General features: G+C 41.8%; 13 protein-coding genes. 2 read left to right on the top strand and 11 right to left on the bottom strand.

Annotated elements, in window-relative coordinates; translation table 11 throughout:
• On the top strand, positions 1–1,128 hold a 1,128-nt coding region (locus tag RG47T_RS26910), incomplete at its 5' end, for a glycosyltransferase family 2 protein (RefSeq protein WP_253187551.1).
• A 42-nt stretch (positions 1,129–1,170) separates the two neighbouring features.
• Here RG47T_RS26910 and ispF read toward each other — a convergent pair.
• Together ispF and porV are read right to left on the bottom strand one after the other, a co-directional pair.
• Complete coding sequence (ispF, locus tag RG47T_RS23985; RefSeq protein ID WP_074492532.1) at positions 1,171–1,650, bottom strand: 2-C-methyl-D-erythritol 2,4-cyclodiphosphate synthase; 480 nt, start codon at positions 1,648–1,650, stop codon at positions 1,171–1,173.
• A complete protein-coding gene (gene porV / locus RG47T_RS23980; protein WP_245770795.1) occupies positions 1,647–2,831 on the bottom strand; it encodes a type IX secretion system outer membrane channel protein PorV in 1,185 nt (394 codons plus the stop codon). Before porV ends, ispF begins: the two co-directional genes overlap by 4 nt.
• A 232-nt stretch (positions 2,832–3,063) precedes the next feature.
• On the opposite strand from porV, the gene RG47T_RS23975 reads away from it, so the two are divergent.
• Positions 3,064–4,806 carry an SUMF1/EgtB/PvdO family nonheme iron enzyme gene (locus RG47T_RS23975; RefSeq protein WP_074493726.1) on the top strand — a complete coding sequence of 581 codons (1,743 nt, stop codon included), beginning with the start codon at positions 3,064–3,066 and terminating at the stop codon, positions 4,804–4,806.
• A gap of 70 nt (positions 4,807–4,876) precedes the next feature.
• Here RG47T_RS23975 and RG47T_RS23970 read toward each other — a convergent pair whose 3' ends face one another.
• From RG47T_RS23970 to nuoL, 9 genes are read right to left on the bottom strand one after another with little or no spacing between them, the layout of a single operon-like run.
• Positions 4,877–5,374, bottom strand: coding sequence for an acyl-CoA carboxylase biotin carboxyl carrier protein subunit (locus RG47T_RS23970; RefSeq protein ID WP_074492530.1), 498 nt, complete (start codon positions 5,372–5,374; stop codon positions 4,877–4,879).
• Between the two features lie 2 nt (positions 5,375–5,376).
• On the bottom strand, positions 5,377–6,036 hold the full coding sequence (locus RG47T_RS23965; protein ID WP_074492528.1) for a DUF4159 domain-containing protein: 660 nt from the start codon (positions 6,034–6,036) through the stop codon (positions 5,377–5,379).
• Entirely contained in the window at positions 6,036–6,743 is a 708-nt protein-coding gene (locus tag RG47T_RS23960; RefSeq protein ID WP_074492526.1) for a 16S rRNA (uracil(1498)-N(3))-methyltransferase, read from the bottom strand. The genes RG47T_RS23965 and RG47T_RS23960 overlap by 1 nt, the downstream gene beginning before the upstream one ends.
• Before the next feature lie 11 nt (positions 6,744–6,754).
• The gene (locus RG47T_RS23955) at positions 6,755–8,098 is read right to left on the bottom strand and encodes a hemolysin family protein (RefSeq protein ID WP_074492524.1); all 1,344 of its coding nucleotides are present in this window, start codon (positions 8,096–8,098) and stop codon (positions 6,755–6,757) included.
• Between the two features lie 6 nt (positions 8,099–8,104).
• The gene (locus tag RG47T_RS23950; protein ID WP_074492522.1) at positions 8,105–8,653 is read right to left on the bottom strand and encodes an inorganic diphosphatase; all 549 of its coding nucleotides are present in this window, start codon (positions 8,651–8,653) and stop codon (positions 8,105–8,107) included.
• A 25-nt stretch (positions 8,654–8,678) separates the two neighbouring features.
• The gene (locus RG47T_RS23945) at positions 8,679–9,314 is read right to left on the bottom strand and encodes a DedA family protein (protein WP_074492520.1); all 636 of its coding nucleotides are present in this window, start codon (positions 9,312–9,314) and stop codon (positions 8,679–8,681) included.
• 50 nt (positions 9,315–9,364) lie between these two features.
• On the bottom strand, positions 9,365–10,747 hold the full coding sequence (locus RG47T_RS23940) for an NADH-quinone oxidoreductase subunit N (RefSeq protein WP_074492518.1): 1,383 nt from the start codon (positions 10,745–10,747) through the stop codon (positions 9,365–9,367).
• A 44-nt stretch (positions 10,748–10,791) separates the two neighbouring features.
• Complete coding sequence (locus RG47T_RS23935; RefSeq protein WP_074492516.1) at positions 10,792–12,276, bottom strand: complex I subunit 4 family protein; 1,485 nt, start codon at positions 12,274–12,276, stop codon at positions 10,792–10,794.
• A gap of 23 nt (positions 12,277–12,299) precedes the next feature.
• Positions 12,300–14,198 carry an NADH-quinone oxidoreductase subunit L gene (gene nuoL, locus RG47T_RS23930; RefSeq protein WP_074492514.1) on the bottom strand — a complete coding sequence of 633 codons (1,899 nt, stop codon included), beginning with the start codon at positions 14,196–14,198 and terminating at the stop codon, positions 12,300–12,302.
• Positions 14,199–14,281: the final 83 nt, after the last annotated feature.

Below are 14,281 nucleotides of genomic sequence, written 5' to 3'. Positions count from 1 at the left end.
AAAAAATCAACCCCGGGCCGCCTTGCTAATCCAAAACTGCAGCCGGTAAGCATTATTGTACCTGCCTATAACGAAGAGGTTACTGCTATAAAAACAATCGAAAGCTTATTGAAGCTCGAGTACCCATTATTAGAGATCATTTTTGTAGACGACGGATCGAAGGACACCACCTTTGCTGTGGTGGATGCAGCGTATGGCAACCATCCGTTAGTTAAAGTTTTAACCAAGCCAAATGGCGGTAAAGCATCGGCGCTTAACTTTGGTATCGCCCAATCATCTCACCAGTTTTTGGTTTGTATTGATGCCGATACCCAGCTTAAGGATGATGCTATTTTCCACCTCATGACTTATTTTACCGATGATGAAATAGGCGCGGTAGCCGGCACCGTAAAAGTAGGTAACGAAACTAATTTGATTACCCGCTGGCAGTCTATCGAATACATTACGGCCCAAAATATGGACCGCCGCGCATTCGATCTGCTCAACAGCATTACCGTTGTGCCGGGAGCTATTGGCGCATTCCGTAAAGAGGCTATATTTAAGGCCGGAGGATTTACTTATGATACTCTTGCCGAAGATTGCGATTTAACCATGCGTATCCTTAAGCAAGGCTACATTGTTAAAAATTGCGCAGAGGCTATTGCATATACCGAAGCCCCCGAACAACTGGGAGCCTTATTAAAACAACGTTTTCGCTGGAGCTTTGGGGTTATCCAGAGTTTCTGGAAAAATCGAGATGCATTGTTCAACAAAAAGTATAAATACTTTGGTATGGTGGGGATGCCTAACATCCTCATCTTCCAGATCGTTTTACCACTGTTTTCGCCACTGGCCGATCTGTTAATGATCATTGGCCTATTCAGCGACAAACCGGGTAAGATCCTCTTTTATTACGTAGCCTTTATTGTGCTGGACTGTATCGTTGCGGCCATCGCTTTCTGGATGGAGAAAGAGGACTATAAGAAACTGGTTTATATTATACCGCAGCGTTTCATCTGGCGCCAGTTGATGTATTACGTATTGTTTAAATCTATCCGTAAAGCTGTAAAAGGCGAGTTAAGCGGGTGGGGAGTACTTAAACGTACCGGTAATGTAAGCGTAAAACAAGAACCTACTACGAAGGAGTAATCCTAAGTAGCAGGTTCTTTATGTTTTTCTAAATAACAGGAGTTATTTTTCTATTAAGCATACAGCATAAGCAACCACACCTTCTTCGCGGCCTATAAAACCTAGCTGTTCGTTGGTGGTGGCTTTGATAGAAATATCATCTTCGCTAATACCGGCAGCTTTGGCTATGTTAATTTTCATGGCCGGTACGTGCGGGTTAATCTTAGGTGCCTCCAGGCAAATCATGGCATCTATATTCCCTATAGACCAGCCTTTTTCAGCCAGCAATACAACAACATGTTCCAGCAATATAAGGCTGCTAATGCCTCGCCAGCGCTCGTCTGTATTAGAAAAATGGTAACCAATATCACGCAGGTTAGCAGCACCCAGCAGGGCATCGCAAATGGCGTGTAAAAGCACGTCAGCGTCCGAATGCCCAAAAGCACCAGAATGATGTTCTAAATGAACACCGCCAACAATAAAAGGATGATTTTCTTTAAGCTGATGTACATCAAACCCAAAGCCTACACGAATTTTACTCATTTAGTTTTTGGTTTACCCGATAGAAAATTGATCAATACCGAAAAACGCAGGGTATTAGCCAACGGACTTTTTTGCTGGCTGGCAGCAAGGTAGGCAAAGTCCAGATCAAAAATATCATATTTAAGGCCGGCACCCAGGGTTAGGTACTGCCTGTTGCCTTTGCTTGGGTTTTCATAAAAATAACCCGCACGCAACGCAAACTGTTTATTATACCAGTACTCTAAGCCCGGCGAATAACTAATTTCTTTAAACTCTTCGCTTGCCCCGCCCGGCGCATCGCTAAAAGAACCAAATATGGCGCTCGGTACAGATTTATCGCCCGATGTAATATTACCGCTGGCATCATACCGGGTGGTTGGCACCAGTAACTTGTTAATATCAAGCGTTACCGTAAGCTGGCTGTACTCATCAATATTTAAGGTATTGGCAGCACCAATTTTGAGGTTGGTTGGCAGATAGTAATTTTGCCCGCCCGAAGTGTAATTGATTTTTGGCCCTATGTTAGAAATATTGGTACCAAATGCAAAAAGTGATGGCTTGCCAAAAAGTTCGCCGGGATGCTGATAAAATAAAGACACATCGGCAGCAATATCATTTACTGCGCTGGTTTGCTGTCCTCCCGAAAATGACCCGTTATATAAACTCGAGTGAATATATCGCATGGTTAAGCCCAGCGAAAACTCTTTACCAAACTTGCGTGCAAAAGATCCGTCGATAGAGAACTCACTCGGTGTGTAAGTACCCATATCCTGCTGGTTGGCATCAACTAATTGAATAGATCCCAGGTTAAAATATCTTAATGAAGCACCAATGCTGTTTCTGTCGTCCACTTTATGGGCATAACTAAGGTATGACAGGCTAACATCCGGCACCAATTTGCGCAACCATGGGCTATAAGATATAGCCAGGCTATTATTATTTTCTAAAAAAGCCAGCTTTGATGGGTTCCAGAAGTTAGCATTTACATCCGGCGAAAGCGCAACCCCTGCCTCGCCCATTGCGCCGGATCGCGAATCGGGTGTGATATTTAAAAAAGGAACTCCTGTTATAATAGCCCCGGAGTTACTTCCATTGGTATTGGTGCCGCCGGTCCCAATAACCTGGCCCAGCGCTACAACCGGAAATAACACACTTAAAGTTAATGTGATACTCCGTAATTTATGCAATAAAAGCTTTTTCAAAGTTTGGTATAGTTTTGACCCATTCAAGACAATATTATTGTTATTCCGGCAGTTTAACAATAACTAAAAAAAGTTATTACAACAGTTTTACATAAATAATTGTAACTCAATAGCTATTCTGCCGTAAAAAGCTCAATAACAATAGTTTTTTTTTGAACAAATGTCAATGATTTTGCTAAATAGATATTTAAAAAATAATTATATTTACATTCTGAATAACTACATGTACAATATGAAGAGAAATTTTACCTGGTGTGCCTTGGTGATGTTTGGGTTGGGAGCCATGCTAACAAGCTGCAAGAAGCATCCGCAGTCTGCTAAAACCGGTATGAAGTACAATGATAAATACAATGGAGGTTTCCAGGTATTTAAAAAAACGCACCCGGCTCCGGGTCCGGGCTTAGTTCCTATTGAAGGTGGTACTTTTGTTTTGGGTGGCAGTGCCGACCAGGACGTAAGTTTTGATTATAATAATATACGCCGTCGTGTAACTGTTCCTTCTTTTTACATGGATGATACCGAGGTTGCCAATGTAGACTGGCTGGAGTATTTACACTGGTTAAATATTAACTATCCTGGTGATAGGGAATTATATTATAATGCACTGCCCGATACTTTGGTGTGGCGTAAACCACTATCATACAATGAGCCTTACGTGGATAACTACCTAAGGCACCCTGCATTTCAGGATTATCCTGTTGTTGGTGTTACCTGGGATCAGGCACAGGAATACTGTACCTGGCGTACCGACCGCATGAATGAAAACATTTTGCGCGAGTCTGGCCAGCTGGTTACCTGGAAAGATGCAGCCAATAAAGGCGGAGGCAAAAAAGGCGCTGCCGGTGCTGCACCTGCTGCAGGTGGAAGCAAAGAACCTTTCAATACTGAAATTTACTTAAACGGCCAGATAAAAGGCCCGGGCGTTGATGGTAAACATATGATGGCTGACCTTAACCCTAATGCTAAACCTGCACAAGGCGGCAAAAAAGGTGGCAAACCAACCCGTACTGTTGGGATGGAAGACGGTATCCTTAAACAGGCTTACCGCTTACCATCAGAAGCAGAATGGGAATATGCTGCTTTAGGACTTGTTGGAAACACCGAGAACGAAAACATTACTGATGGTAAAATGTACCCTTGGAATGGCATGGGCATGCGCTCTCCTAAAAAGAGAACCCGTGGTTTAATGCTTGCTAACTTTAAACGCGGCGATGGTGACAACATGGGTGTTGGCGGTTATCTGAATGATAAAGCTGATATTACTGCCCCTGTAAGATCATTTGTACCAAACGATTTTGGTTTGTTCAACATGGCAGGTAACGTTAACGAGTGGACTGCCGATACTTATCGCCAGTTATCATTTGAAGATGTTGATGACTTTAACCCTTTCCGTGGTAACGAGTTTAAAGACAAACGTATGGCTGATCCTGAAAAAGGATTGTTAGCTAAAGATAAATACGGCCGCCCTATTAAAGACGCTGCAAAATCTAATAAGAAACAAAAATGGAGCGAGCTTACTGTAGCACAACAACAAGCTGCAACAGTTAACAATGCTAATGCTACACCAGCAAATGGTGCAACATTACCGGCAGGTATTGCCGCAAACCCTGCTGCCCCTGCTATTGCAGCAACCGGTACCACAGCGCCAGGCAGTATCCCGGCAGATATCAAAAATGGCTCAGGTAAACCTTATACTGCAGATCAGCGTGGTTTTGAAGATTCTACCAGCACGGTGTTATATGGTGTTACTACTTTAGTAAACGACCACTCTAAAGTATACAAAGGTGGTTCATGGAATGACAGGGCTATGTGGTTAAACCCAGCTACCCGCCGTTTTATGGATCAGGATGATGCCAGTGCCGAAATTGGTTTCCGTTGCGCAATGACCATGGTTGGTGCAACTGAAATTCACCCGGATAGCCGCCCTCACTTTGTTGAGCGTAAGCCAAAACCATACAAAGCAAAAGCTAAATAAACTATATCATTATAAAACAAGAAAGGCCTTTCAAATTGAAAGGCCTTTCTTGTTTTACTATTTACAGGTATTAAAAAGTAATCAACACCTGCCCCTTTTCCACCTTATCTCCTGCTTTAATTTTAACAGATTTTACCGTGGCATCTGCCGGAGCTTTAATAATATTTTCCATCTTCATGGCTTCGAGTATAAATAGGTTATCGCCCTTTTGCAATACGTCTCCTTCGTTCACAAAAACTTTAAGTACCATGCCCGGCATTGGTGCCTTAAGGTCGCTTATTGCACCGGCATTTAAATGATTAAAACCCAGTTGTTCCAGCAGAATATCAAACTGATCTTTTGAAGTAATACTATAAGTATTGCCATTCACTTTAATTTCGGCCGTTTTCTCTGTAGCATTAAAGCTAACCACCTCCACATTGTACGATTGCTGGTTATGCAAAACATGAAACAGAGATGATCCCACAGCGGCAATATCAGCTTTAACCAGCTGTTCATTAATCGTCAGTTTATCGTCCTTGCGGGATACGGAAAAATCTTGTTGGTTGTTTACCTTTATCTTATACATTGTTATTGTATTAATGCATATTGCACTAGGTTGGCTCCCATTTTAAGCGCTTTTAAGCGTGTCTCTTGCGCGTCACCAGCATAGGTTCCATAATCCTCCCAGCCATTACCTAAGTCGCACTCGTAGTCATAAAAACAAACCAAACGCCCCTTGTATATCAGGCCGAAACCTTGCGGCCGCTTATCGTTATGCTCGTGTATTTTTGGCAGGCCAGTGGCAAACTCATATTTTTGGTGATAGATAGGGTGGTTTAATGGCAGCTCTACAAAATCCAGTTCAGGAAATACCTTCTTCATCTGCGGACGGATAAACTGATCCAGGCCATAATTATCGCAGATATGCAAAAAGCCGCCGCCTGTTAAATACTTCCGCAGGTTGCGTACTTCCAAGTCAGAGAAAACCACGTTGCCGTGGCCTGTCATAAAAATATAGGGATAGTTAAAAAGCTCGGCGCTGCCGGCTTCTACAGTTTCCTCCTCTGCACTAAAGTTGGTGTGCAGATTACTGTTACAAAACTTAATAAGGTTCGTAAGTGCGGTACGGTCGCCATACCAATCGCCGCCGCCATTATATTTTAACCTGGCCAGTTTATATGCGGGTGTTGTAAAGCCGCATATAAACAGGCATAGGCCCAATGCTATAATGGTTATTCTGAATTTCATCAGCGGTTTAAAAAGTTAACTTCAAAGCAGGCTTCAAGCGCGGCAGTTTCTGTGCGCAGCCTGCTATCTCCTAAAGTTATGGCTTTAAAATCACTTTTTAAAGCTTCATCTATTTCGTGTGGCGTAAAATCGCCTTCAGGCCCTATCAATACCAGGTAATTTCCATGAGGCTGGATGGCCGATTTAAGATCGATCTTATCTCCCGTCTCGCAATGTGCTATAAATTTCTGCCCTTTAAATGGCGTTGATAATAACTTGACTAATGGGATGGCCTCATTCAGGATGGGGTGATAGGCCTTTAAAGATTGCTTTACGGCCGAGGTGATGATCTTATTCAAACGGTCTACCTTGGCCTCTTTACGCTCAGAACGCTGGCAGATAATCAATGAAATTTCATCAATACCTATCTCTGTGGCTTTTTCCAGAAACCACTCCAGGCGTTCAATATTTTTAGTTGGGGCAACTGCAATGTGCAGGTAATGGTTTCGTTTTTGATATGCTTGTATAGCCGAATTAATGACAAGCAGTGTACGCTTGGGGTGCGGATCCGCTATTGACGCAGTGTATAATCCCCCTTTACCATCTATTAACTGTACTTCGCTATCCTTTTCCAAGCGAAGCACACGGATACAGTGCTTACTTTCTTCTTCGTTTAACTGGTAATGAGATTGACCGGCAATCAGATCTGGCGTATAAAACAAGTGCATCAGGCATCAGATTAGTGTATGTCTACCGTATCTTCCTCATTCAGCAAAAGCTCCAGTTTAACCGATTCAATATTTTGATCTGATTTCCGAAGCACGGTAATATTATAACCATTGGCTTCTTTTTGCTCACCAACATCAGGAATTTTCCCAAAGATGTGACCTAACCAGCCCGATACGGTGTCAAAGTCGCCATCCTCCGGTAAATCATGAGGTAGCTGCTCGTTAACGTCATAAATAGGCGCTAAAGCATTTACAATAAACTCACGGTCGTTCACCTTTTCAACAATAGGCTTCTCTTCGTCATATTCATCCTGAATTTCGCCTACCAGTTCTTCAACAATATCTTCCAGGGTAACCATACCCGCAGTACCGCCAAATTCATCAAGTACAATGGCTATCTGAATTCGCTTCTGTTGCAGCTCGGCCATCAAATCGCTGATCTTTTTGGTTTCGGGGATAAAGTAAGGTTTACGGATAATATTCTTTAAGATAATTTCCTCATTACGGGCCAGCAATGGCAAAATATCTTTGGCGTGTACAATACCTATAATTTTGTCAATAACATCATCATAAACTGGCATGCGTGAGTAGCCCTCAGTTATAATGCAGTCCAGCAGTTCTGCCGGTGTAGCATCTATATCAATACCCGAGATTTTGGTTCGTGGCACCATGATATTTTTAACAACACGTTCGTTAAAATCAAACACGTTCTTAATCAGTTCATGCTCCGAGGAATCAATGGCGCCGCTTTCCTTACCCTGCTCTAAAATATATTGCAGTTCTTCAGAGCTATGGTGCGCTTCTTCGCCATGTATGGTTTTTACACCAAAAATGCTAAGTATAAAATTGGCAAATGTATTTAACAACCATATAGCCGGCCTAAATACCACATAGAAAAAGCGAAGTGGTAGCGATACAGCCATTGCCGTACGTACCGAACGCTGAATGGCCAGTGTTTTGGGTGCAAGCTCGCCAAATACAATGTGCAAAAATGTGATGGCAATAAAGGCAACCACATGGCTTGTGCTGATTATAAATGAAGAAGTAATTGTTAAGCCGCACAGCTTAAACAGGTTGAGCATAATATTGGTAACCACAGATTCGCCCGCCCAGCCTAAGCCAAGTGATGCAATGGTGATACCCAGCTGTGTGGCAGCCAGGTATCCATCCAGGTTGTGCATTATGCCCCGTGCTACTTTAGCCATTTGGCTACCAGCCTTGGCTTGTATCTCTATCTGTGAGCCCCTAACGCGCACTATCGCGAATTCTGCGGCTACAAAAAAGCCGTTCAGGAGCACCAGAAATATGGTAAGAAATATATAAAAACCGTTTATGTCTAAATTCGCAGGGTCCATTCAATATTATTGTTGGTACTCGGGGAAAGTCGAAGTATATAATTCCAGACTTTCAGCAATTACTTTATGAGCGTAACGTCGGCCTAGCAGATGCTCAATGGTAACGTTTTTACCCTCCAGCTTTTTATAATCCTGGAAAAAACGTACAATCTCTTTCATTGCGTGTGGCGGCAACTCGTTTAAATCGTTAATATAATTAACAGACATATCGTTTTTAGCAACTGCAATGATCTTATCGTCCTGCTCGCCGTTATCAACCATGTGCATTACACCGATAACCTTAGCTTCGATGATTGACATTGGGAATACGTCTACAGAGCATAGAACCAAAATATCCAACGGATCTTTATCATCGCAATAAGTTTGCGGGATAAAGCCATAGTTAGCCGGATACATTACAGAAGAAAACAATACGCGATCCAGTTTCAATAAACCAGATTCTTTATCTATTTCATATTTTGCTTTTGACCCTTTAGGGATCTCAATAATTGCGTTAACTACCTCAGGAACGTTGTCGCCTGTTGAAACCTGGTGCCAGGGATGTTGTGTACTCATTATTAATGTAAAGTGATTTTTATATTTATTTTTCGTTTTTAGATAATGTTTTTCTGAAAAAAGCAATAACCAGCGGGATAGATGTAACTACAATTAAGCCCAGTATAATATACTGAAGATAATCTTTTAATTGCGGATATTTTTTTCCTAAAAAATATCCGGTAAGTGTAAGGGTTACCACCCAGGCTATACTGCCAATTATGTTGTACAAAGTAAATTTTTTAAACTTCACTTTAACAACACCTGCAAAGATAGGAGCAAAAGTTCTGATTATCGGGAAGAACCTCCCCAATATTAGTGCCATTCCTCCGTATTTATCGTAAAATTTTTCGGCCAACACAATATACTGCTTTTTAAAAAAGATCGAATCATCTTTATTAAAAAGTAAAGAGCCGGTTCTGTAACCAAACCAGTATCCCATATAGTTGCCTAAAATGCCCGCTGCTATAAGCGATGATACCAGCGTGTAAATGGATACGTCAAAAGCTCCGGTTGCGCACAACAGCCCAGCCATAAACAGCAGGTAGTCGCCCGGTAAAAAAAAACCGAAAAATAAACCAGTTTCAGCGAAAACAACAATAAGCAGAAGGTAAAAGCCTCCCTGGCTTATAATAGATTTAGCATCGGTAATATTATGCAGGTGATCCCAAAAGCTTTCCATTCACAATATTCGTAAAACTACAAATATTATATCAATTGAAGTATAGCTAATTAAATGAGGTCTGAAATTATACCGGGGAAAATACCGATTAAAATAGTTGCCAAAGCAGACAGACCCAGTACAAAGCCAAAATAGCCTGGTACAGCAAGCGCAACGCGATCTGCAGTATTACGGAAATACATGGCAATGATAACTTTAAAGTAATAGTAGATGCTGATAATCGCATTAATTACAGCCACAACAACCAAACCTATATGGTAACGCGATACCGCGCCGGAGAACATGAAGAACTTACCTATAAAACCAGCCGTTAAAGGGATACCCGCTAACGATAGCATGGCAATGGTTAATACCACAGCCAGAAACGGATTGCTTTTACCCAGGCCGTTAAAGCTTTCAAAGTCATCGCTGCCAGTTTGCTGCTGGATCAATATCAATACACCAAAGGCGATAATTGAGGCAATAGAGTATGCTGTAGCATACATAAATACCGAATTGGCAGAACCTGAACCCAAAGCCACGATAGCGAATAGGAGGTAACCCGCATGCGAAATACTTGAGTAAGCCAGCATACGCTTAAAGCTGTGCTGATATAATGCAGTGATGTTACCGATAAATAGAGTAACTACAGTAATTACCAATAATACCGGCATCCAGAAATCTGCAATGCTTGCAAAGCAGGCAGAGAATAAACGTAGGAAAGCTGCAATACCAGCTGTTTTAACAACAGTAGACATGAATGCCGTAATAATTGATGGCGAACCTTCGTACACATCAGGAGTCCAGAAGTGGAAAGGTGCTGCACCTAATTTAAAACAAAGGCCAACAATAATCATCAATACACCGGTATAAAACATCGGGTCGATGTTACGCGGGTGGCTCAATGTATAATCGCGGATGGCAGCAAGGTTAAATGAACCCGAAGCACCGTAAAGCAATGCTATACCAAATAACAGGAAACCTGTTGAGAAAGCCCCCATCAGAAAGTATTTTAATGCAGCTTCGTTAGATGCCACATCGCGCTTTCTGATACCTGCCAATATGTATAAGCTTACCGACATAATTTCGATACCGATAAACAACATCGTTAAGTTATAGTAGGAAACCATGACTATGATACCAGCCAGCGAGAATAACATAATGGCGTAATACTCGGCCACATGCTCGCTAATCTTCTCGAAGAAGCCTTTAGATAACAACACGATCAGGATGGTTGATACGATAGTGATTACCGAAAACGCGATCGCAAAACGATCAAATAGCATCATGTCATGATAAATAGGCTGTGCATTGCTGTTCCATTCTGCAACAGCTAAGCCGGCAGCTACTAACAAACCAATAACAGTAACCGGTAGTAAAGCATTTTTAGCTTTGTACAAGCCTAAATACAACAGTACTATAGGTAGAACAGATATCAGTATTAAGGTATTCATTTTTTAAAGTCTTCGCTAAATTATTAAGTCCGTACGGTTACCAGTTAAAATTTAATATTACTTGGGCTCCCCGCCTGGAAAATTTTCTGATTAATAGATTGTACCAGGTTTTGCACAGCAGCATCAGATAAATGCATTACCGAGTTTGGATAAATACCCAGTACCAAAATTAAAACACATATAATGCCTAACACCAATTTCTCGGTACCGGTTATGTCTGTAAATAGGATGGTAAGTGCATTGGTTTCGCCTTGCATTACCTTTTTGTACATCCGCAACATGTATACCGCACCAAAAATGATGGTTAAGCCGGTAAATGCACATAGCCAAATATTGTACTCATACATACTGTTGAGCAGTAAAAACTCGCCGATAAAACCATTGGTTAAAGGCAATGCTACTGTACCTAAAACGATAATTAAAAATGCGATAGCAAAGTGAGGCGCAACTTTGGCTATGCCACCCATTTCATTTAATTCGCGGGTTTTTAACCTGCGGCTAATGATGTCCATTACAAAAAACATACCTACCACGTTAATACCGTGGTTTAAACTTTGGTATAAAGCACCTTGCACACCAGTGATTGACCAGGCAAAAACACCTGCAGCAATTAAACCAACGTGGGCAATAGAAGAGTAAGCGATTAAGCGTTTGCCATCTTTTTGGTTAAAGGCAATTAACGAGGCATATACAATACCAACAGCTGCCAGTGCAATTACAATGTATTGCCAATGGTCGAACCCAAGCGGCGCTATAGGGATCATCCAGCGGATAGCACCGTATACACCCATCTTCAACATAATACCAGATAGCAGCATGGTACCTGCTGTAGGCGACTCGGTATAAGTATCCGGCTGCCAGGTATGTAAAGGAAACACCGGCATTTTGATAGCAAATGCTAAGAAGAAAGCCCAGAAAACCCAGCTCTGCTGTTTTACAGAAAGCGAAAGGTTATAAAAATCGTGAATATCATAAGTACGTGCCGGTGTTTGGATGTGCAGGTAAATAATGGCCAGCAACATAAACAACGAACCCGCAAACGTATAAATAAAGAACTTGATGGTAACCTTAACTCTATTCTCTCCGCCCCAGATGGCGCAGATAAAATAAATCGGGATCAGTGCAGCTTCCCAGCTTACATAGAATAGGAAACCATCGATAGCTGTAAACACAACCAGCATGGCACTTTGCATAAACAAAATGAGTGCGTAAAACGTATTAGCGTTTTTGTAGTTGTGGTTATACGATGCTAAAATGATGATGGGCACCAACAATACATTAAGCAAAACCATAATCATGCTGATACCATCAATACCGGCGCTAAAGTAAATACCCAGTTTAGGCATCCACGGATAGTCGACCGCAAATTGTGTGGTAGCGTTGGGCACAAACTTGGTTAAGAAAACCACAGCAACCGCAAGCTCAACAACAGAAAAGAATAGCGCTGCGTGTTTTGCTGTTTCATTTTTGAACAGTAACACAGCAAGTGCTGCTATAAGTGGTAGAAAAAGTAATATAGAAACCGTCATTTTCTAATACGTAAAGCTTGTGGCTAAAATTTTAAACTGTAAAACAATACGGCGATAATACCAATCACCATCATAAATATGTAAAAACCAACATTACCGGTTTGCAATAAGCGTAAGCCTTTGCTCGTTTCTACCGTACCGCTTCCTAAGCCATTCACTAATCCATCGATACCCATTTTATCAACTACTTTATAGAAGAATACCGAAAGTGCATCGAGCGGCTTGCGGATAATGAAATCATATAATTCGTCGATATAAAACTTGTGATATGATAATGCTGCCAGTAAAGGGCGTTCCTCTGTATCAGCAACCGGAACGTGTGCTTTTTTGATGTATTTGGAGTAAGCGTATATCAAGGCTAAAACAGCAGCGCCTACGGAGATACCCATTAAGCCCATTTCGCTGATGCCGCCTGTTGTTTCATGTGCTTCTTTAACTGCACCGAACAATGGGGCCAGCCAATGTGCTAACCACTCATGGCCGCCTAATATTGCTGGCACGTTAAGTAAACCACCTACCACCGAAAGGATAGCTAACACGATCAAAGGAATAGTCATACTGGCCGGTGATTCGTGTAAATGATGCTCCTGCTCGTGCGTACCTCTAAACTTACCGAAGAAAGTAAGGAACAACATCCTGAACATATAAAACGATGTAAACATTGCCGTAATAACACCGATAAAATACATGATCGGGCTGTATTGGTAAGTGTGGGCCAGAATCTCATCTTTAGAGAAGAAACCCGAGAACGGTGGGATACCAGAGATAGCAATAGTACCCAACAGCATCGTCCAAAAAGTGATTGGCAATTTCTTGTAAAGGCCACCCATTTTACGCATATCCTGCTCGCCGCTTACCGCGTGGATAACGGAACCCGCACCCAGGAATAATAGGGCCTTGAAGAATGCGTGTGTAATAACATGGAAGAATGAGCCAGTATAAGCGCCAACGCCTAAACCCAAAAACATATAACCCAATTGAGATACGGTTGAATAAGCCAGTACCTTTTTAATATCTGTTTGTGTTAAAGCAATCAGCGCAGCGAAAACTGCAGTTGCTAAACCTATAATGGCAATAATGTTGGTAGTGAATGGCGCCAGATCAAACATTACATGCGAGCGGGCAATCATGTAAATACCTGCAGTAACCATGGTTGCAGCGTGGATTAACGCCGAAACCGGAGTTGGGCCGGCCATTGCATCGGGCAACCAGGTAAACAATGGTATTTGTGCCGATTTACCCGTAGCCCCTACAAATAGCAGCATGGTAATCATCGTTAGCAAGTGCGATACTTTAGCACCATGCAGGCCGGGCACTTTAGGGAATATATCTGCGTAGTTTACACTATTAAAGTAGTGTACCATCAGGAATATAGCGATAAGGAAACCTAAATCACCAATACGGTTCATTACAAATGCTTTTTTAGCAGCATCGGCATAATCGCCATTGGTAAACCAGAAACCGATTAACAGGTACGAGCATAAGCCCACGCCTTCCCAACCGATAAACATTACCACATAGTTAGATCCTAATACCAGCAACAGCATAAAAAATACGAACAGGTTTAAATAAGCGAAAAACTTACCGAAACCGGCATCATCATGCATATAACCGATAGAGTATAAATGGATCAGGAAGCCTACGCCGGTGATGATGAGCAGCATAATAGCGCTCAGCTGATCTATCAGGAAAGCAAATGGTATATTGAAAGTACCAACAGTGATCCAGTTAAATAATTTTACGTTGATAGGGCCGCTTGCCTGCACCTGTAAAAAGGCGCTGACACTTAAACCGAAAGCAACGAGGATAACCAGGCTACCTAAAGCACCGATTACATTTTTAGGTAAAGCATTTCGGCCAAGTCCGTTAATAATAAATCCTGCGAGAGGTAGTAAAGGAATAAGCCAGAGATAATTATTCATTTTGTTACGTTGGACGTTTTTTGCGTATTACGTTTGACGTGGTACGTTTAACGTTTTTTCTATTTTAACCTAATTCTTATTGT

Source organism: Mucilaginibacter polytrichastri (assembly GCF_001911425.1).
Lineage (GTDB): Bacteria > Bacteroidota > Bacteroidia > Sphingobacteriales > Sphingobacteriaceae > Mucilaginibacter > Mucilaginibacter polytrichastri.
Note: the sequence above shows the minus strand (reverse complement) of the source record. Positions and strands in the feature narration are given on the sequence as shown.

Excerpts from the sequence above, each read along its gene's own strand:
- ispF (WP_074492532.1), bottom strand. The coding sequence starts at position 1,650 with ATGAGTAAAATTCGTGTAGGCTTTGGGTTTGATGTACATCAGCTTAAA.
- RG47T_RS23975 (WP_074493726.1), top strand. The coding sequence starts at position 3,064 with ATGAAGAGAAATTTTACCTGGTGTGCCTTGGTGATGTTTGGGTTGGGA.
- RG47T_RS23970 (WP_074492530.1), bottom strand. The coding sequence starts at position 5,374 with ATGTATAAGATAAAGGTAAACAACCAACAAGATTTTTCCGTATCCCGC.
- RG47T_RS23965 (WP_074492528.1), bottom strand. The coding sequence starts at position 6,036 with ATGAAATTCAGAATAACCATTATAGCATTGGGCCTATGCCTGTTTATA.
- RG47T_RS23960 (WP_074492526.1), bottom strand. The coding sequence starts at position 6,743 with ATGCACTTGTTTTATACGCCAGATCTGATTGCCGGTCAATCTCATTAC.
- RG47T_RS23955 (WP_074492524.1), bottom strand. The coding sequence starts at position 8,098 with ATGGACCCTGCGAATTTAGACATAAACGGTTTTTATATATTTCTTACC.
- RG47T_RS23950 (WP_074492522.1), bottom strand. The coding sequence starts at position 8,653 with ATGAGTACACAACATCCCTGGCACCAGGTTTCAACAGGCGACAACGTT.
- RG47T_RS23945 (WP_074492520.1), bottom strand. The coding sequence starts at position 9,314 with ATGGAAAGCTTTTGGGATCACCTGCATAATATTACCGATGCTAAATCT.
- RG47T_RS23940 (WP_074492518.1), bottom strand. The coding sequence starts at position 10,747 with ATGAATACCTTAATACTGATATCTGTTCTACCTATAGTACTGTTGTAT.
- RG47T_RS23935 (WP_074492516.1), bottom strand. The coding sequence starts at position 12,276 with ATGACGGTTTCTATATTACTTTTTCTACCACTTATAGCAGCACTTGCT.
- nuoL (WP_074492514.1), bottom strand. The coding sequence starts at position 14,198 with ATGAATAATTATCTCTGGCTTATTCCTTTACTACCTCTCGCAGGATTT.